Below are 18,418 nucleotides of genomic sequence, written 5' to 3'. Positions count from 1 at the left end.
ACGGCGCGGGATCCCACACAAGGCCTTGCGGCATCGAGAGTCGTAAGTTAACTTAGGCTTACCTAAGTGCTGAAGGAGATCGATGTTACCGCTGAGCAGCACCGTGCCGACGACCGCAGAACGCATCCGCAGCGCCTGCGTCCGGGCCGGCGGCGCGCTCGTGGCCTTGGAAAACGGCGGGGACGCGCGTCAGGACCCGATCGCCACGCCCGTGCACCACCTGCTGCAGGACGGATCCTTCGCCATCGCACTTCCCGTCGACCGCGACGGCGCGACCGGGTGCCAGGCCTCCGGGTCGCAAGCGCTGCTGGAGCTGACCGACTACGCTCCGATCCCCCTGCGGGAACCGGTCCGTTCGCTGGTGTGGGTGCGCGGCCGCTTGGAACGCGTCCCGGCCGACGAGGTGACGACGATGCTCGACGGGATCGCCGCCGAGTATCCGAACCCGGACTTGCTGCAGGTCCAGACCCCGCTATCGGCGCCGCCCAGTGGGGACGAGCCCCGCTACACCCTGCACCGGCTGGAGATCGCATCGGTGGTCGTCACCGACGCCACCGGCGCCGAGCCGGTCAGCGTGGCCGACCTGCTCGCGGCGCGGCCCGACCCGTTCTGCGAAATCGAGGCCGGCCTGCTCTGGCACCTGGACACCGTCCATGGCGACGTGGTGACGCGGCTGGTGTCGAGGCTGCCGGCGACCTTGCGACGGGGGCAGGTCCGCCCGCTCGGGCTCGACCGGTACGGCGTGCGGTTCCGCGTCGAAGGCGACGACGGCGACCACGACGTCCGGCTGGCCTTTCACAAGCCGGTGGACGACATGGCCGGGCTGAGCCAGGCCATCCGGGTGCTGATGGGCTGCCCGTTCATCAACGGCCTGCGCGCCCGCCGGTAACCGATGCCCTAAAAACTGCACGTACGTTATCCGGGTGAACGGCGATCGATCACCGGAACGGCTCGGGCCCCGAAGGCAGCTCTCGCCGACGCGCCCGGATCCCCGATCGAGCCCCCCGCCGCGACCCGTCGCCCCGCGGACGCGGCACAGGCGAAGCAGGCGCCGCTGGATCCGGGCGGTGTCGCTGACCCTGCTGGTCGGCGCCCTGCTCGCCGGCGGCGCCGTCCTGGGCGGGGCCCTGTGGCTCGACACGACGCTGCACCGCGAGCAGGCGCTGACCGACTATCCCGACCGGCCCGGGCCCGGCCGCGGTACGAACTGGCTGATCGTCGGCTCGGACAGCCGCCAAGGCCTCACCCCCGAGCAGCAGCAGGACCTGGCCACCGGCGGCGACATCGGCAACGGTCGTACCGACACCATCCTGCTGGTACACGTCCCGCAGTTCGGGTCGAGCGTCCCGGCGACGGCGGTGTCGATCCCGCGCGACTCGTATGTGCCGATCCCGGACCATGGCAGGGACAAGATCAACGCCGCGTTCGCGCTGGGCGGGGCGCCCTTGCTGACGCGGACGGTCGAGCAGGCCACCGGGCTGCGCCTCGACCACTACGCGGAGATCGGCTTCGGCGGGTTCGCCGACCTGGTCGACGCCCTCGGCGGGGTCACGATGTGCCCGACCATGCCGATCGAGGATCCGCTGGCCGGCATCGACCTGCCGGCCGGCTGCCAGGAGCTGGACGGCCGCACGGCGCTCGGATACGTCCGGACGCGCGACACACCCCGCGCGGATCTGGACCGGATGGTCAACCAGCGGCAGTTCCTCTCGGCGCTGCTGCGCCGCGTCACCAGCCCGGCGGTGTGGCTGGATCCGTGGCGCTGGTACTCGGTGCCGCGCGCGGCGGCCGGCGCCCTGACCGTCGACCGTGGCGACCACGTGTGGGATCTGGCCCGGCTCGGCTGGGCGCTGCACGGGTCCCCCACCGCGATGACCGTCCCGATCGGCGAGTTCACCACCGGCGACGCCGGCGCGGTGGTGGTGTGGGACCACGACGCCGCCGGCAGGCTGTTCGAGGCGCTGGCCGCCGACGCGCCGGTGCCCGCGACCGCGCTCGACGAACCGCAATAGCTTTCCGACCGCTAATCGCTGCCGTTGCCCGCGGCCCGATTCTGCAGCCACGCCTTCGTGCGGCCCGGGTGATGGGTGGCAAGCCAGGCGACCCCGACGTCCCGGCAGAAGTCGATGTCGTCGTATTCGTCGACGTTCCAGCAGTACACCGCCCTGCCCTGGGCGACGGCGCGGTCCACGAGTTGCGGATAGTCCTTCAACGTCAGCAACGACGGTCCGACGGCGGTGGCCCCGACGGCGGTGGCCGCGCTGCTGGTCAGGTAGCGGGCGGTCTTGCCGAGCAGCACCGTGGGCAGCAACGGCGCGGCCCGCCGGATCCGCCAGACCGCGGCCGCCGAAAAGGACATGACCACCGCGCGGGACCGGTCGGCGGAGGGCGGCGCGGCTATGCCGAAGCGGTGCAGGAGCGCGAGAAGTTTGCTCTCGACCAGCGAGCCGTATCGGACCGGGTGCTTGGTCTCGACGAAGAGCTTCACCGGCCGGTGCCAGTCGAGGACGAGCGACACCAGGGCGTCCAGCGTCAGCAGGCTGGTGTCGCCGTGCGTGCCGTCCGCGCGCCAGCTGTCGTGCCATGCCCCGTACTCGAGCTCGCGGAGTTGAGCCAGGGTCATGGTGCTGACCAGGCCGGCGCCCGTCGAGGTCCGGTCCAGGCGGCGATCATGCACGCACACCAGGTGGCCGTCGCGGGTCAACCGCACGTCGCATTCCACGCCGTCGGCGCCCTGCTTGAGCGCGAGATCGTAAGCGGCCAGGGTGTGTTCGGGCCGAGCGGCCGCAGCTCCGCGGTGGGCAACGACATAGGGGTGCCCGGCGCGCACCTCGTCGGCCCACGTCATACCCCTATGCTGCCGGTTCCTGGCCCTCCAACTCAACCGGGCCGGCGGATGCGGACCCGGCGGGTTCTGGGTCCTCCGGGGCGACGAGAACCCATCGGTGCGCGGGCCGGGCGACCGGTTTCCGCTCGAACCCCTCGAACACGCGGGCGGCGGCGGCCAGTGTGGCGGCCGCGAGCAGGTAGGCGAACACCATCGTGACGGTGTTGTTGGCGATGCCCTGGGCGTCGGTCGCGAAGCTGGTGGCGATGGCGAAAATCGAAATCAGGTAGCTGAAGACCCAGGCGATCCACCACTGCAGGATCGGCCTTCGCAGCCGGGCGTAGCGCTCTTCGAGGGTGGCCAGCTCGATGACGTAGACCGGGGCCCACAGCAGATTGGCGAACGGCACCACGCAGCCGGCCCACAACGCCCGGATCGAGCGCTGCTCCGGCAGGCCGTGATGCGAGAACGCGGCGGCCCTCCGCGCGATCAACCACCGGATCAGGATCGCGCCGGACGCGATCACCGCCGCGATCGCCGCCACGCTGGCCAGCACCCCGAGCCAATCCGCGGCGATGGCCACGATCGAGTTCAGCAGCGTGTTCCGATTGATCGCCAGCAGCACGTATCGCGCGACATACACGAGGGCTGTGATGCCGAGGATCAGCACGCTCAGGAGCAGTGCGGTGCGAACGATCGGCGCCGACGGCCCCGTCTCCGCGGGCTTTTCGGCGGGCGCCGGGGCCTGCTCGACGCGATCCGCCAATCCCCAGCGCGGCATCACGGCGTAGCGCGGTGTGGGTCCCAGCGACCGTCGTCCGTGGCGCGGACGGGGCGCGGCGCCGGGGCGCACCGCTATCCACCGGAAGCCCGGCGGCAGTCGCGGCGGAGTGCGCTGCCACCCGGGGGCCGCGGGCGGTCTGGCCGGCGACGGGCTCCACTGTGGCGCGGCCGCCGGCACGTCCGGCAGCGGCGCCATCAGCGCCCCGCGGCAGCGGGGACACCACTCGCGCCGCTTCTCGCGCACGTTCCACCGCGTGCCGCACTGGGAGCACACCTGGATCACCGGACCAGACTAGCTCTGGCGACGAGGCGGGCCGCGGCAGCTCATTTCGGCGCCGTGCTTCAGGCGCGCCGGCCGCCCGCGGGCAACACCGACAGCCGCCCATGGCTATCCACAGTTTCCACAGGTTTATCCACAACACCATCGTGGGTATCCACGCCATCAACACGGCTTTCACCCGTCGACCCGGCCCGTAACTGTGGATAACTGGCGGGTAATACGGCTATACCTAAACAGCCCCAAACGCCACGCGAGCGAAATGGATCGCCTTGCTAAGTGGTTCGTCGGGGTCTGTTCGCTGAGGCGCCGAGACTGCAGTGGGAGCGACGCTGAGCGCTCACACGCGATCTGAGCGCAGTCTCGACGCCACCCACGCAGACTCGGTGCCGGCGACCTTCGACAACAACCCCGACGAACTAACGGGCAAGACCACCAGGCACCGGCGGATCGGGTTTCGCGGGTCCGGCGGTCCACGCCCCGTCGCTGCCTTGGTTCGGCGCGCCGGGCGGGCACCCCGACACGCGGTTGCGAACGCCATTACCCAGCCCGTTTTTCAACCCCACCGCAAGGCGTTATGATCACCGTCACGCAAACTGGTTGTGACTCACCTCACTCAGGGCGAGGTGGACGAGCAGGTGAAAGGCGCTTGATGGCGACGCATTCGTTCGGTCCGGGTTCGCCGGCCGCCTCGAACTCGTATTCCGGCTCACCTGCGTGGAACCATAGTTACAGCGTCGCCGCCTTGCGTGCCGGCCTCATCGTGCTGGCGTTGCTGGCGATACTTGCGGTCATCGTTTTGTCTTGAAGTCGCGCCGAACGGGTATCCCGGTCACCGGCCCGTAGCGGTCGTCCTTGCGGCGCGCGCGGTCATGGAGCAGGGTTGACTGGTGAAGCTCGGGGCCAGGCCGCCCCGTGGCGGGCCCGTGCGAAATGCGCGTCATGACGACCACCAACGATCATCGAAGAAAGGAATGCCGTGGCTGAATACACCCTGCCCGACTTGGACTGGGACTACGCAGCGCTGGAACCGCACATCTCCGGTCAGATCAACGAGATCCACCACAGCAAACACCACGCCGCCTACGTCAAGGGCGTGAACGACGCGGTGGCCAAACTCGAAGAGGCGCGCGCCAAGGACGATCACTCGGCGATCTTCCTGAACGAGAAGAACCTGGCCTTCCACCTCGGCGGCCACGTCAACCACTCGATCTGGTGGAAGAACCTTTCGCCGGACGGCGGGGACAAGCCGACCGGTGAGCTCGCCGCCGCCATCGACGACGCGTTCGGCTCGTTCGACAAGTTCCGTGCGCAGTTCAGCGCGGCCGCCAACGGTTTGCAGGGGTCGGGCTGGGCGGTTCTTGGCTACGACACCCTCGGCGACAAGCTGCTGACCTTCCAGCTGTACGACCAGCAGGCCAACGTCCCGCTCGGCATCATTCCCCTGCTGCAGGTCGACATGTGGGAGCACGCCTTCTACCTGCAGTACAAGAACGTCAAGGCGGACTACGTCAAGGCGTTCTGGAACGTGGTCAACTGGGCCGACGTGCAGTCGCGGTACGCGGCCGCAACGTCGAAAACCAAGGGGCTTATTTTCGGCTGAGGCCACCCTTCGAAGGCTGGGGCGTCGCGCGGATCGCGTGGCGCCCTTGTCTTTGCCGGGCGGCCTTGTGGGGCCGGCTTTGTGGAGAAGGCGGGCCTTACCGGCCGTGTCGTGTTGCAACGCGCCGAGACCGCAGGCATGCTGAATTATTCGAGCTACCAGTGTGGTTAATCGGACGGAGGACTCACGCGGGAGGTCGGGATGGAAACTGGGTCAGACGGTCCTATAGGGGTGTCCCCCTTCCATTCTCGTGGCGCCCTGAAGGGGTTTGTGATCTCCGGGCGTTGGCCTGACTCGACGAAAGAGTGGGCCCAACTGCTGATGGTGGCGGTCAGGGTCGCGTCGCTGCCCGGATTGCTTTCCACCACAACGGTGTTCGGGGCCCGCGAGGAATTGCCCGACGAACCCGAGCCGGGCACCGTGGGCCTGGTGCTGGCCGAGGGCACCGTCTTCGGTGAATCGGCAATCCGGCCAGGGCATTTCGCGGATCATCAACCTCCCGCGCTGCTGATGCTGCATCCGCCCTCGGAGACCATGCCGTCGCTGCCGGAATGCACCGGCGCGGCGTCGGGATGCGTGTTGCTGCCGGGGTTGCCATATCTGGGATTGGAGCATCGGGCGGCCTGGGTCGAAGCGGAAGCCGACGGCACCATCACGTCGATGGTGAGCCGCGTGGGCGTCGATCCGATCAGCCACCCCGACACCGCGATTCTCGCGATGCTGCTTGCGGCATAAGGCGGCGGCGCAAACTCTGCGACGACGCCGGAAAGAAGCCGCGGCCGCCGGGAGGTCGTCGGGCATCGTCTAAGGTGGCGACGGGCACGCCCCCCTCATCCACCGCCGTCCCCCGCGGTCACCCCCGAGGTAACGCCGCGGGGCTTCGAGCGTGCCCTCGGCCCGTTTACCACGCGTGTTGCCGACCTGGCAGCAAAGGACACCGCCGAGAGGTGCGCGTTGTCCGCCGGTTGCGGTGCAGCTGCCCAGCATCCTCGGTCAAATCGTCTCGCCAACCGTGGGCCCGGCGGCCCGCCACCACTGCCCCGACGCCGAATTCTGCGGATAACCTGTGAAGTTTGCTGATTCAGTGGACACTCCAGCGAATTAGTTGGACGCTCGTCAAGTGGAGATTTGGCAACCGCCAGCAACGCCGGTGTCGAACCCACCCGGGTTTGCACCTGGTTGCGGGCCCAAACCCTCGCTACCATGGTCAGCAAATACACTTAGGTAATAGTTCGCTTCTCCAGCCCAGTGGAGGTCATATCGATGAGCACGACGTTCGCCGCCCGCCTCAACCGCTTGTTCGACACGGTGTATCCACCCGGACGCGGGCCGCACACCTCCGCGGAGGTGATCGCGGCGCTCAAGACGGAGGGCGTCACGATGTCGGCTCCCTACCTGTCTCAGCTACGTTCGGGCAACCGCACCAACCCCTCGGCGGCGACCATGACCGCCCTGGCCAATTTCTTCCGCATCAAGCCGGCTTACTTCACCGACGACGAGTACTACGAAAAGCTCGACAAGGAGTTGGCGTGGTGGGCCACGATGCGCGACGACGGGGTGCGCCGCATCGCGCTGGCCGCCGCGGGGTTGTCGCCGCAGGCGCAGCAGGACATCGTGGAGCGGATCAACGAGCTGCGCCGCGTCGAGCACCTCGACGCATAGCCCGACACCGGCCGAGCGCCCGGACCTGAACGGCTGCCGCCGCCCCATTCCGATTAGGGTTGGCTCACGGATCGCGTACGCGCGAGGGCGATAGACAACGACAGCCAGCGAGATTATCGGGAGGCGGCCGGGAATGGGCCTGTTCCGCAAGCGAAAGAGTCGCGCGACGCGGCGCGCCGAGGCCCGCGCGATCAAGGCCCGCGCCAAACTGGAGGCCAAGTTGGCCGCCAAGAACGACGCCCGACGGCTTAAAAATGAGCGACGCGGTGCGGAAAAGGCCCTCAAGGCGCAGGTCAAATCCCAGCGGGACAGCGACCGGACGGCGCTGAAGGTCGCCGAGGCCGAGCTCAAGGCGGCACGGGAGGGCAGGTTGCTCTCGCCGACCCGGATTCGCCGGGTGCTGACGGTGTCTCGGCTGCTCGCCCCGATCCTGACGCCGCTGGTGTACCGGGCGGCCATGGCCGCCCGCGCGGTGATCGACCAGCGTCGCGCCGACCAGCTCGGGATTCCGTTGGCGCAGATCGGCCAGTTCTCCGGGCACGGCGCCCAGCTGTCGGCCCGGATAGCCGGGGCGGAAAGGTCGTTGCGGGTGGTGCAGGAAAAGAAGCCCAAGGACGCCGAGACCAAACAGTTCGTCTCCGCCATCGGCGAACGGCTCACCGATCTGTCGGCGGCCGTCACCGCCGCGGAGAACATGCCGGCCGCGCGGCGCCGGGCGGCCCACGCCGCGATCTCGTCGCAGCTCGACGGCATCGAGGCGGACCTGATGGCCCGCCTCGGATTGGCCTGATCCGATGCCGACCCGCGGGTGGACTTCGCGCGTCCTGATCCCGGTCGTCGCGGCCGTCGCGCTCTACCTCGGCTCCGCGGCGGGCACCCCGGCCGCATGGGCGCACGTCCATGCGACCAGCGACAATCCGGTGCGCGGCACCACGGCGGTCGTCACCTTCCGGGTGCCCAACGAATCCAACACCGGGGCCGCGACCACCGCGCTGACCGTCAGCCTTCCCGATGTGGCGTCTGCCAGCGCCGAAAGCATTCCCGGGTGGACGGCCAAGCTCGACCGCGACGCCGCCTCGGGCACCGTCCGCTCGGTGACCTGGACGGCCGCGCCCAACGGCGGCATCGGAGTGGATCAATTCGCGCTGTTCCGGATCTCGGTGCAGCTGCCCGACACCGACACGGTGAGCTTCCCGGCCACGCAGACCTATTCCGACGGGACGGTCGTGAAGTGGGACCAGCCGCCGCTGCCGGGTGGCGGCGAGCCGGAACATCCGGCGCCCATGCTGGCGCTCGCCGCGGGGCCGACGGCGCCGCACGGTCATCATGCGCCTCCCCCGCAGGCGAAATCCCCGGACGGCACCGCCCGCCTGTTGGGCGGGGTGGCTTTGGCTTTGGCCGCCGTTGGCGTCTGTCTCGCGCTGATCCGCCGGCGGGCATGAGACCCCTGGCGGTTGTCGCGTGGGTCGGCTCGCTGCTGGCCGCCCTGACGCTTGCCGCGATCCTGAGCGCGCAGGTGGCGTTCGCGCACGCCGCGCGCGTGTCGACCGACCCCGCGGACAATGCGGTGGTCACCAGCGGGCCCGAGCGGGTGAGCGCCACCTTCAACGAGCGGTTGCAGACCACGTTCGCGGCCATGACGGTCGTCGGGCCCGACGGCAACGTGTGGTCCGCCGGGGAGCCTGCGGTGCAGGGCGCGGTCGTCGGCGTCGGCCTGCGTCCGCTCGGGCCGGCCGGCACCTACACGGTGAACTACCGGGTCACGTCGGCGGACGGGCACGTGGTGTCCGGGTCTTGGTCGTTTCGGCTGACGGTGCCCGGCACCGGCACTCCCGGACCCGCCCCCGCCGGCACCGATGGCGGCGGTGAGGTGCCGACGTGGCCGTTTGCGGTGGTGACGGTGGCGCTTGTCGGCGCCGGCGCCTGGTGGGCGGTGCGGCGCAGACCCTGACGGCCGGGACGCCGTCGCGCGTCCTGGCATGATGGGTCCAAGTAACTTCGGCGCGCGAGAGCAAGCTGCAAAGGAGCGGCCGCATGGCAGACCCGCAGGAACAACCCAACAGCGAACCCGGCGGCGCATCGAGCCCGCCGGAGAAGAAGCCTCCCGCGAAGGCCGTCAAGAAGACCGCAAAAGCGCCCGCCAAGAAAGCGCCCGCGAAAAAGGCCCCGGCCAAGAAAGCGGCGGCCAAGAAGGCACCGGCCAAAAGCGCCGAGCCCGCGCCACCCAAGCCGGCCGAGCAACCCCACGGTGCGGAGCAGCGGATCCAAACGAATGGCCAGCTTGCCGCCGCCGCCAAAGATGCTGCCGCGCAAGCCAAATCGACCGTGGAAGGCGCCAACAATCCGGTCCCGCCCGACGCGCCCGCGCCGGCGTCCGGTCAATCGCCGGTGCCGCTGATCGTTGCCGTGGCCCTCAGCCTGTTGGCCATCCTGCTGATCCGCCAGCTGCGGCGCCGCTGAACTCCCCAGTGACCGTGTCGTTTCGGCCGACCGCCGACCTCGTCGACAGCATCGGCCCGGACGTGCGCAGCTGCGACCTCCAATTCCGGCAGTTCGGCGGCCGTTCGGAATTCGCCGGGCCGATCAGCACGGTGCGCTGCTTCGAGGACAATGCGCTGTTGAAGTCGGTGCTCTCGGAGCCCGGTGCCGGCGGGGTGCTGGTGATCGACGGTGCCGGCTCCCTGCACGCCGCGCTGGTCGGCGACGTCATCGCCGAATTGGCCCGTTCCAACGGCTGGGCGGGACTGATCGTCAACGGTGCGGTGCGCGACGCCGCCGCGCTGCGCGGCATCGACATCGGCATCAAGGCGCTGGGCACCAATCCGCGCAAAAGCGCTAAGACAGGGGCCGGCGAACGCGACGTCGAGATCGCCCTCGGCGGCGTGACGTTTGTAACCGGCGAGATCGCCTACAGTGACGACGATGGCATCGTCGTCGTCGCGTCGGGCGACTAAGCCGCCTTAAACGGCAACCGGCGCAGGCTCTTTGGCGAACCGCGGGTCCTGGGCCTTGCCGCGCCGGGTCGTTTCGCATGCCGAAGAGGTCTCAGATCCTGCGATCGCTGAAGTCCCCAACACGGGTTCACCGTGGCCCCCACCCACGCTGGCCTGCGGAGGTGATGCCCGGCCGGTCACGTGGGGCGAGCTGCTCGCCGTACCTGGGAAGAACCTAAGTCCGTGGCCCTTTCGAGAGGCTTTGTGTGATCGCTTCAAGAACGTGTGATGCCGCAATCCTGATGGAGCAGGAAAACCCCTGTTAGTCGCGTTGTTAGCACGTAGTTAGCAAACCCTTCTGGCGGGACAATAGTAAAATATGAAACTACCTACCGGTAACCAACCGCCCCGCATTCACTCCCCACTTAAGATAGCTATTACCGCAACAATACAATTGTTAGCCAGGGAATAGTAAAAACTCTTGCGTTTGCTGACCGATAGCGCTTCAGTGCAGACACCAACGCCGCATTGACCACCGCGGCGCTGCCCGGCCACCCCCGCCGCACGCCGCGCCACGACGACCTCGCGATCCACCTCGATCTGCGACGCACCAGATCTGCCGCAACCAGGTAGCCGCCGGCGACGACAACCCCTCGCGCACCCGCCCGGCCCACCTGTTGCTTCGAGGTGGCCGCCTCACCCGACGCCACCGCCGGGCCACCTGCGTGCGCCCCGGTTTACGGCGCACCTCAAGAGACGTGGTGTGCTCGGCCTGTCCCGAGCGGAGCGCTTTCGGTAAGACCCCGAACCTGATCGGTATTGGCTTGTGTCACAAGCAGATACCGGCACTGCCCGGCCTGGCGTGCGCTGACCCGCCATGATCGTCTTCGAACCCGCCGACGGTTATCTCCTGTGCCGTGGCGGTACGGACAAGCCGCACGACTGTTTTTTCCGCCCGCTCGCGCCAGCATGCTGTGGTGCCGGACGGTGAAATCCACCGGCACGTTGACGGGGCCGACTGCCTAGATATGAGCGGATCGAGACACTGACATCATGGCGTTGTCGACACCTAGCAACGACGCCGTGTCACGCATGTTCCCATGCCGTCAACAAATAATTTTAGTGGCGCCTTCAATTTGACCCAATTCAGGTAATAGTTTTTGTGCAGTTCGGGCCGGTTTTGCTGCGCACGCATATCGCCGTAGTGAATTGTCTAATTTGTGGCCACGATTCGTTCGCAATATTTCCCAGCTACATTCAATTCGTCATTATCCAGAATCGAAAAGGAGATGGTCGTGGACCTCGCAGCCCGCCCCCACATCACCGCTGGAGTCGCCCTGGCCAGCGCCGCCGTCCTCGCCGCCGGCCCCATAGCCCAGCACTTGCCCGGCCTTCATACGGCCCAACAACTACGCCAGCTGAGCGTGTCCGATATTCAGCTCGCCGACGCCAGCAGCGCGCTGGACTTGTTCTCCGGCGTGGAAAACGAACTGGCCGCACTCGCCAGCGGAGCAACCGCGGCCGCCCTGCCCGCGGACGTTCTGGGCGGTCTCTTGAGCCCGATCACCCAGAACCTCGTCGTTCAGACTTGGATGAACACTTTCGCGAGTGCGGGCACCAACCTGCAGACGGTTTACAACACTTGGAGCGAAGTCCCGTTCCCCGTCCTGCAACAGGTCGCCGCCAACGGAGTCTCGTATGCCGATCTCTATGTGTCGCAGTTCCAGACCGCCGCAACGTCCGCTATCAAATTCTTCATGGGGACTCAAAAAAGCCAATTTGCTGGGCTGATAAACACAGCGCTCGCCGATTTCATGTCGGGTCAGATATCCACCGCATTTTATCCTTACTTGTATGAAGCATTATGGAGCTTTCCATTTACGCAGGTCCTCTTGCCGATGAGAAAGATTCTAAATATCCCTATCGACATCAGCCAGAATCTCTACAATGCAACCAACTATCTGCTCACGACAGGCGTGACCGACATTGGTAATTTTGGCATCCTGCAACTGCCCCACGTGCTCTTCGCTTCGCTCGGTAACAATCTTCAACTGGTTTATGATTCGTGGACAGCTGGGAACCCACTAGGTGCGCTGACTAACCTGGCCAATATGCCCGGCGCAATAACGAACGACTTCCTCAATGGTGGCGTGCTTAGCGGGCGCTCGCTCACTTCCGGCTTGCTCAACTATCCCAGTGGCACGCTCAGTGTTCTGGTGAACACGATCGCCGGAAACCTTGCGACAGAAATCGTGGCTCCCAACGCACAAAACGTTGCACTGGGCGGCAGCCTTGCGAACGCAATCCAGGGCTTTGTGAACCAGCTGATCAACGGCTGGCCGTCCCTGACTGCTGTGGTCAACGCAGTCAGTTCAGGCCTTAGCAACATTCCTGGCGAATTGACTTCACTGCTGCGAAGTATCCCACCGGTCCTGTCGAGTCTCCCGTCAGTGTTGGGCAACATCGCTACCCAGGTAGGGACGTTGCTCATGCAGCTCCTCAAGTTGCTCTGAGACCCGTGTGGTCGCCGATGCGAGCCGGTGACCACCAACGGCGTTCGGCCCCCTCCACAAGGAGGGGGCCGAACGTTTTATTGGCGTGCTCTTTCGACCCGCCACAACGTGTCCAATGCAGCTGGGTGGCAGTCCGCCAGGTTTCCTCCATGGCACCGACGTTGCCGCGAAATGTTTGCTGTGCGGGTTTTGGCGACCCAGTCGCAAGGTTTTAGCCGTGCTACAGGTTGGGGAGTTTCCCAGCCGCGCAGCATGCGGCCACGGCTCCGTTGATACCAGTAAAGAACCTTCTCGACGGCAGCGCACCCAGCGAGCCGCCTTAAACAGCAACCGCCGCAGGCCTTTTGGCGAACCGCAGGCCCTCGTCGTCGATCTTGCCGCGCCGGATCGTCGCACGTCGAAGAAGTAGTTCTGCTTGATGACGCCGACGCGGTATTCGACGGGCAGACCAGGCATGAGATCTCAGATCCCGCAATCGCTGAAGTCCCCGATACCGACATTCACCGTGGCCCCCGCCCACGCTGGCCTGCGGAGACGATGCTCGGGCGGTCACGTGGGGACGAGCTGCTGGAAGTACCTGGAAAGAACCTGGGCTCGTGGCGTTTTAGAGAAGCTTAAGGTGATCGCTTCAGTAATGCGTGACTCCGCAATCACGATAGGGCTAAAAAGTACTGGTAGCCGCGCTATACATGTGCTGCAGCGAACTACTGTCGCCGCCAAAATAGTTTAAAACGAAACTACCTGCCGGTAACCAATCGCCCCGCATTCACTTCCATACTTAAGATAGCTATTGCCGCAACAATACGATTGTTTGCCAGGCCGTACCGAACGCTCTTGTATTTGCTGAGAGATCGTGCTCCGCCGCTGACACCGACGCGGCCAGGCCCTGCTCGTCGCCGAGGCGCTGCGATCTGTCGCGGGCACGCAGCACCTCGATCCCGGGCCAACTGGTCCGCCGCAACCAGGCAGCGGGGCCAGCGCGGAAAACCCGCCCGCACCCGCTGAGCCCCCTGCTGCTCTGAGTTGGCCCAACCCCTTCGGCGATCACCTCGCCGTGATCGCCGGGGCCACCGACGTGCGCACTGTTTTATGGTTCACCCAAAGTAAGTGGTGGGTGTGGTGTACCCGACCCTTGTCCCCGGCGAGCACTGTGGATCGCCGCGCGTGATCGGATTAGCTTGTGCCACAAGCACACACCGGTGCTGTCCGGCCAGGCGTGCGCTACCCTCGTGGGTTGTCTCTGACTCCACCGACGGTTATCTCCCTCGTCTCGTAGCGATGACGGACACGACGCACGACTGTTTACCTGCCCGCTCGCGTCAGCATGCCGTGGTGCTGCGCGGTGAAATCCACCGGCAATCAATACGGGTAGCCCTGAGGGCGACGTCGTACCGCGAGGCCCTCCCATTATGGTGCTGCCGACACTTGACAACAGCGCGCCGTCACGTTACTCCAATGCTGCCAATAAATGCTTGTGGCGGACCATCCGTTTAGACCAATTCAGATAATAGCTGGATCATGCAGTTAGAGCAGGTTTGCTGTTAATACATATCGCCATAGTGATTTACCTATTTTGTTGCCGCGATTTGCTCACCATAATTTCCAGGTACGTTCATTTCGTCGTTATTCAGAATTGTGCAAAGGAGATGGTCGTGGACCTCGCAGCCCGCCCCCACATCACCACCGGAGTCGCCCTGGCCAGCGCCGCTGTCCTCGCCGTCAGCCCCATGGTCCAGCACCTGCCCGACCTTCGCCTGGCCCATCAGCTCTCCCAGATAAGCGTTTCCAACATCCAGCTCGCCGGTGCCGCTGACAGCATGGTTGACCTGTTCGCCGGTGTGGAAAACGAGCTCGCTTCGCTGGCTGGTGGTGTCGGCGCGGTCGCTGTGCCTGCGGCTGCGCTCACCGACTTTATTAACCCCGCTGCACTACCCCTTCCCCTCGCGACGTGGGTCAACACGTTCCAGGCGACGGGGGCGAACCTGCAGACGCTGTACAACACGTGGAGCAAGGTTCCTTTTGTGATCCCGCAGCAGGCCGCTGCAAACTGGGTCGACTACGCCAACACCTACGTCGGGGCGTACCAAACCTCCGCGGCCGCCGCTGTGGGGTACTTCACCGGCAATACTAGTAGTAGCTTTGGGCCGCTTCTCCAAACGGCGTGGACCGATCTCACGACCGGCAAGATCAGCGCCGCGGTGAGCACCTTGTACTTAGCCCTGTACAACATCCCCATCTCAAATATCTTGCTGCCACTCGAAAAGATCCTGCAGATCCCCGTGGACATCACGAAAAATCTTTCGAACGCAACCAGCTATTTGGTGAATACTGATGTCACTTTTATTGGTCTCTTAGGCCTCTTCAGCCCGGTCGCCGCAGCGCAGACAGCACTGGGTAGCAGTCTTCAGGCTGTTTACAATTCGTGGACCGGTGGGGACGCGTTGGGGGCGCTGGCCAACCTGCTCAATACCCCCGGTGCGACAACAAACGCCGCCCTCAACGGGTTTACGGGCTTGCTGGGTTCCAATGGCCTAGTTCACGAGTTGGTGACCTTGCTCAACCCGGGTCTCGCGCAGCAAATCGTGGCTCCTAGCGCGGTGAACATCGCGACCGGCGGCAGTCTGTCAGGCGCAGCCCAGGCGTTTGTGAACCAACTGACCAACGGCTGGCCATCTTTGACCCCCGTCGTCAACACCATTAGTGGTGGATTGACGTCACTGCTGCACAGCATCCCCTCGGTCGTGGCCAATCTCCCGTCGATATTGAGCAACTTCGGCGGTTTGTTGGCAAGCAACATTGGGTTGTTGATTTCCAACCTGCTCAAGTTGCTCTGAGACCCGTATGGTCACCGATGCGAGCCGGTGACCACCAACGGCATTCGGCCCCCTTCGCAAGGAGGGGGCCGAATCGTTTATCGGTGTGCTTCTCAGCTGAGCCTGCCGCATTCGGGACCACGCGACCAATGCGGGCTGAACGGCAGCGATCAGGGTTCCTCCACAACACCGACGTTGCTATGAAATGCCATTCGCTCTGTGGATTTTGGACGACCCAGTCGCGGGGTTTTAACCGTGCTACAGGTTGGGGAGTTTCCCAGCCATGCGGCATATGGTCACGGCTCCGTTGATACCAGTAAAGAACCTTCTCGACAGCAGCGCACCCAGTGCACCGGCTTAAACAGCAACCGCTACAGGCCTTTTGGCGAACCGCAGGCCCTCGTCGTCGATCTTGCCGCGCCGGATCGTTCGCATGTCGAAGAGGGAGTTCTGCTTGATGACACCGACGCGGTATTCAACGGGCAGACCAGGCATGAAGTCTCAAGGTCCGCAATCGCTTAGAGTCCCGACACCGGGTTCGCATTCACCGCGGCCCCCACCCACGCTGACCTACGGAGATGGTGCTCGTACGCCCAGAGCAACTCGGGCGGTCACGTGGGGACGAGCTGCTCGAAGTACCTGCCAAGAACCTGGGCCCGTGGCGTTTTAGAGAAGCTTAAGGTGATCGCTTCGCCAACGTCCAGGTCCGCAATCATCACAGGTTTAAAAGATCCTGGTAGCTGCGCCGCATATGTGTCAGCAGCAAACTATGGCCCCCGATGTAATAGTTTAAAATGAAATTACTTATCGGTAGCGATCCGATCCACATTCGCCCCCCGTGCTTAAGATAGCTACTACCGCAGCAACACGATTGCTCGCCAGGGTATACAGGACCGCTCCCGTATTTGCTGAGAGATAGCGCGTCACTGCCTACACCGATGCGGCCAGACGGTGCTCGTCGCCGAGGCGCTGCGATCCGTCGCGGCACACAGCGCACGATGACTTCGCGATGCGCCTCAATCTTCGGTCAACTGATCTGCGACGGCCAATAGCGGCCAGTGACGAAAGGCCGTCCCGCACCCACCGGGTCTACTGCTGCTCTGAGTTGGCCGAACCCCTTCGGCGATCACCCCGCCGTGATCACCGGGGCCACTCCCGTGCGCACTGCTTTACAGCCCACCCAGAAGAGGTGGCGGGTGTGGCGTGCCCGACCCTTATCCCCGACGACCGCTTGTGGATCGCCGGACGTGATCGGATTGACTTGTCCCACAAGCACACACCGGCGCTGTCCGGCCTGGCGTGCGCTGACCTTCGTTGGTTGTCTGTGACTCCACCGACGGTTACCTTCTTGGGCCGTCGCTGTACGGACAAGCCGTATGAGTGTTTTAGCTGGCCGCTCGCGTCAGCATGCCGTGGTGCTGCGCGTGAAATCCACCGGCAATCAATGCGGGCGGTCCTGAGGGCGACGTTGCGCGACGACGCCCTCCCCTCATGGTGCTGTCGACACCCGACAACCACGTCGCGCCACGTTAACTCCAATACTGCCAATAAATGCTTGTGGCAGGGCCTTCCATTTAGACCAATTCGGATAATAGCGTCCCATTCGCTTAGATCAGGTTTGCCGCTAATGCATACCACCAGAGTTAATTACCTAGTTTGTCGCTCACAATTCGCTCAACATAATTGGCAGGTACGTTCATTTCGTCGTTATTCAGAATTGTGCAAAGGAGATGGTCGTGGATCTCGCAGCCCGCCCCCACATCACCGCTGGAGTCGCTCTGGCCAGCGCCGCAATCCTCGCCGCAGGCCCGATGGCCCAGCACCTGCCCGGCCTTCACGTGACCCAACAACTACGCCAGCTGAGCGTGTCAGACATCCAACTCACCGACGCCAGCAGCGGCATGATGGACCTGTTCGCCGGTATGGAAAACCAACTCGCCTCCCTCGCCAGCAGCGGAGCGGCCGCGGCCGCCGTCCCCGGGGATGTTGTCAGCTCCATCACCGGCAACCTCGTCGTCCAGACCTGGAATGACGCTTACCAGACGGTCGTCACCAATCTGCCGGTGCTTGCCAGTGAGTGGCTTGCGGATCCGTTCCCGGTCTTGCAGCAGATCGGTGATAACTGGGTCGGCTACGCCAACGCCTACGTCTCGGCATACCAGCAGGCGGGCTTGGCGGCCGTCAAGACTTTCGGCCCGAACGGCACCGCCTGGCAGGCTATCACCAACGCGAATGCCATCCTCGCAACTGGCAGCAAAACTTCCATTAGCACTGCGCTGAATCTAATTCTGTCCGGGTGGATATCAGGACCATTCATCGGTATCGGTGCGCCGCTGGAAGGTATCTTGCGTATCCCAAGTAGTGTGCTAGCGAATGTCTCAAACCTGTACAATTGGACGATTTCCACACCTACCTTCTCCTCAAACAACTTGCTGTCGATAGTCGGCGACCAACTTGCTTCGACGTCTCTCTCACTCATTTCCAAGGGTATCGGGCCCTCGCTTAATTCGGCGTTGCAGGCGTGGAATGCTGGAAATCCGACAACGGCACTCACGTATTTATTGAATACTCCTGGCGCGTTCGTTGACGCCCTACTCAAGGGCGTCCCCCAGAGCGCGACCCGGACAAACTTAATCAATGGACTCTTAACTCTTGCACCGACTGGATGGCTCCAGCACTACATCACCTTTGGCCAGCAAACATTCGGCCCGGGAATGGCCGCCCCTGGCGCCACCACAGTGCAGCAATTCGTGAATACCCTGACCAACGGGTGGAGTCCCATGATCAACACCTTTAGCACTCAATTGACCGCAATGCTACAAAGCCTCCCCTCGTTCGTGTCGAACCTCCCGTCGATGATTAGCAACTTCGGCGGAGCGCTGGCGGGCCAAATCGGGTTGTTGATCGCCAACCTGCTCAAGTTGCTGTAAGCCCGGCGGCGGTCGCCGATGCGAGCCGGTGACCACCAACGGCGATGGGCCCCTTCGCAAGAAGGGGCCCATCGTTA

General features: G+C 64.7%; 16 protein-coding genes and 2 pseudogenes. 14 read left to right on the top strand and 4 right to left on the bottom strand.

Annotation, left to right across the window (positions count from 1 at the left end; all coding sequences use genetic code 11):
• Window positions 1–82: 82 nt before the first annotated feature.
• A complete protein-coding gene (locus G6N25_RS10715; RefSeq protein ID WP_083077560.1) occupies window positions 83–889 on the top strand; it encodes a DUF2470 domain-containing protein in 807 nt (268 codons plus the stop codon).
• Window positions 890–923: 34 nt separating this feature from the next.
• Window positions 924–2,012 (top strand): LCP family protein, encoded by a 1,089-nt coding sequence (locus G6N25_RS10710; protein ID WP_083077562.1) that lies wholly within the window; start codon window positions 924–926, stop codon window positions 2,010–2,012.
• An 11-nt stretch (window positions 2,013–2,023) separates the two neighbouring features.
• Here G6N25_RS10710 and G6N25_RS10705 read toward each other — a convergent pair whose 3' ends face one another.
• Window positions 2,024–2,848, bottom strand: coding sequence for a glycerophosphodiester phosphodiesterase (locus G6N25_RS10705; RefSeq protein ID WP_083077564.1), 825 nt, complete (start codon window positions 2,846–2,848; stop codon window positions 2,024–2,026).
• A gap of 4 nt (window positions 2,849–2,852) precedes the next feature.
• Complete coding sequence (locus tag G6N25_RS10700) at window positions 2,853–3,893, bottom strand: DUF4328 domain-containing protein (RefSeq protein ID WP_083077566.1); 1,041 nt, start codon at window positions 3,891–3,893, stop codon at window positions 2,853–2,855.
• A gap of 646 nt (window positions 3,894–4,539) precedes the next feature.
• Here G6N25_RS10700 and G6N25_RS23510 point away from each other — a divergent pair.
• From G6N25_RS23510 to G6N25_RS10655, 10 genes are all read left to right on the top strand, one after another.
• On the top strand, window positions 4,540–4,695 hold the full coding sequence (locus G6N25_RS23510; protein ID WP_169924634.1) for a hypothetical protein: 156 nt from the start codon (window positions 4,540–4,542) through the stop codon (window positions 4,693–4,695).
• 171 nt (window positions 4,696–4,866) lie between these two features.
• Window positions 4,867–5,490 (top strand): superoxide dismutase, encoded by a 624-nt coding sequence (locus tag G6N25_RS10695; RefSeq protein WP_083077568.1) that lies wholly within the window; start codon window positions 4,867–4,869, stop codon window positions 5,488–5,490.
• 201 nt (window positions 5,491–5,691) lie between these two features.
• Window positions 5,692–6,225 carry a peptidase gene (locus G6N25_RS10690; protein WP_083077570.1) on the top strand — a complete coding sequence of 178 codons (534 nt, stop codon included), beginning with the start codon at window positions 5,692–5,694 and terminating at the stop codon, window positions 6,223–6,225.
• A 528-nt stretch (window positions 6,226–6,753) separates the two neighbouring features.
• On the top strand, window positions 6,754–7,152 hold the full coding sequence (locus G6N25_RS10685; RefSeq protein ID WP_083077583.1) for a transcriptional regulator: 399 nt from the start codon (window positions 6,754–6,756) through the stop codon (window positions 7,150–7,152).
• Between the two features lie 133 nt (window positions 7,153–7,285).
• Window positions 7,286–7,942 (top strand): DUF6474 family protein, encoded by a 657-nt coding sequence (locus G6N25_RS10680; protein WP_083077572.1) that lies wholly within the window; start codon window positions 7,286–7,288, stop codon window positions 7,940–7,942.
• A 4-nt stretch (window positions 7,943–7,946) separates the two neighbouring features.
• Window positions 7,947–8,594, top strand: a complete 648-nt coding sequence (locus G6N25_RS10675; protein ID WP_083077574.1) for a YcnI family copper-binding membrane protein — start codon at window positions 7,947–7,949, stop codon at window positions 8,592–8,594.
• The gene (locus tag G6N25_RS10670; protein ID WP_083077576.1) at window positions 8,591–9,103 is read left to right on the top strand and encodes a copper resistance CopC family protein; all 513 of its coding nucleotides are present in this window, start codon (window positions 8,591–8,593) and stop codon (window positions 9,101–9,103) included. The genes G6N25_RS10675 and G6N25_RS10670 overlap by 4 nt, the downstream gene beginning before the upstream one ends.
• An 83-nt stretch (window positions 9,104–9,186) precedes the next feature.
• Window positions 9,187–9,612, top strand: a complete 426-nt coding sequence (locus G6N25_RS24165) for an Rv3852 family protein (protein WP_083077578.1) — start codon at window positions 9,187–9,189, stop codon at window positions 9,610–9,612.
• Window positions 9,613–9,620: 8 nt separating this feature from the next.
• The gene (gene rraA, locus G6N25_RS10660) at window positions 9,621–10,106 is read left to right on the top strand and encodes a ribonuclease E activity regulator RraA (protein ID WP_083077580.1); all 486 of its coding nucleotides are present in this window, start codon (window positions 9,621–9,623) and stop codon (window positions 10,104–10,106) included.
• A 1,274-nt stretch (window positions 10,107–11,380) separates the two neighbouring features.
• Window positions 11,381–12,598, top strand: coding sequence for a hypothetical protein (locus G6N25_RS10655; protein ID WP_142272850.1), 1,218 nt, complete (start codon window positions 11,381–11,383; stop codon window positions 12,596–12,598).
• A 319-nt stretch (window positions 12,599–12,917) separates the two neighbouring features.
• On the opposite strand, the pseudogene G6N25_RS23820 reads toward G6N25_RS10655, so the two are convergent.
• Window positions 12,918–13,018: pseudogene (locus G6N25_RS23820) on the bottom strand (hypothetical protein); the annotation flags it as partial.
• A 1,232-nt stretch (window positions 13,019–14,250) separates the two neighbouring features.
• Between G6N25_RS23820 and G6N25_RS10650 the strand changes: the two are divergent.
• Window positions 14,251–15,432, top strand: a complete 1,182-nt coding sequence (locus G6N25_RS10650) for a hypothetical protein (protein WP_142272849.1) — start codon at window positions 14,251–14,253, stop codon at window positions 15,430–15,432.
• A gap of 336 nt (window positions 15,433–15,768) precedes the next feature.
• Here the strand turns inward: G6N25_RS10650 and G6N25_RS10645 are convergent.
• Window positions 15,769–15,870, bottom strand: a pseudogene (locus G6N25_RS10645) (hypothetical protein); the annotation flags it as partial.
• A 1,277-nt stretch (window positions 15,871–17,147) separates the two neighbouring features.
• Here G6N25_RS10645 and G6N25_RS10640 point away from each other — a divergent pair.
• Window positions 17,148–18,341 carry a hypothetical protein gene (locus G6N25_RS10640; RefSeq protein ID WP_142272848.1) on the top strand — a complete coding sequence of 398 codons (1,194 nt, stop codon included), beginning with the start codon at window positions 17,148–17,150 and terminating at the stop codon, window positions 18,339–18,341.
• The last annotated feature ends 77 nt before the right edge of the window (window positions 18,342–18,418 follow it).

This window comes from Mycobacterium heidelbergense (assembly GCF_010730745.1).
GTDB classification, from domain to species: domain Bacteria; phylum Actinomycetota; class Actinomycetes; order Mycobacteriales; family Mycobacteriaceae; genus Mycobacterium; species Mycobacterium heidelbergense.
This window is presented reverse-complemented; position numbering and strand designations above follow the sequence as displayed.

What these genes read in the sequence shown, in the direction of transcription:
- G6N25_RS10715 (WP_083077560.1), top strand. Translation starts at nt 83, where the DNA reads ATGTTACCGCTGAGCAGCACCGTGCCGACGACCGCAGAACGCATCCGC.
- G6N25_RS10705 (WP_083077564.1), bottom strand. Translation starts at nt 2,848, where the DNA reads ATGACGTGGGCCGACGAGGTGCGCGCCGGGCACCCCTATGTCGTTGCC.
- G6N25_RS23510 (WP_169924634.1), top strand. Translation starts at nt 4,540, where the DNA reads ATGGCGACGCATTCGTTCGGTCCGGGTTCGCCGGCCGCCTCGAACTCG.
- G6N25_RS10690 (WP_083077570.1), top strand. Translation starts at nt 5,692, where the DNA reads ATGGAAACTGGGTCAGACGGTCCTATAGGGGTGTCCCCCTTCCATTCT.
- G6N25_RS10685 (WP_083077583.1), top strand. Translation starts at nt 6,754, where the DNA reads ATGAGCACGACGTTCGCCGCCCGCCTCAACCGCTTGTTCGACACGGTG.
- G6N25_RS10680 (WP_083077572.1), top strand. Translation starts at nt 7,286, where the DNA reads ATGGGCCTGTTCCGCAAGCGAAAGAGTCGCGCGACGCGGCGCGCCGAG.
- G6N25_RS10675 (WP_083077574.1), top strand. Translation starts at nt 7,947, where the DNA reads ATGCCGACCCGCGGGTGGACTTCGCGCGTCCTGATCCCGGTCGTCGCG.
- G6N25_RS10670 (WP_083077576.1), top strand. Translation starts at nt 8,591, where the DNA reads ATGAGACCCCTGGCGGTTGTCGCGTGGGTCGGCTCGCTGCTGGCCGCC.
- G6N25_RS24165 (WP_083077578.1), top strand. Translation starts at nt 9,187, where the DNA reads ATGGCAGACCCGCAGGAACAACCCAACAGCGAACCCGGCGGCGCATCG.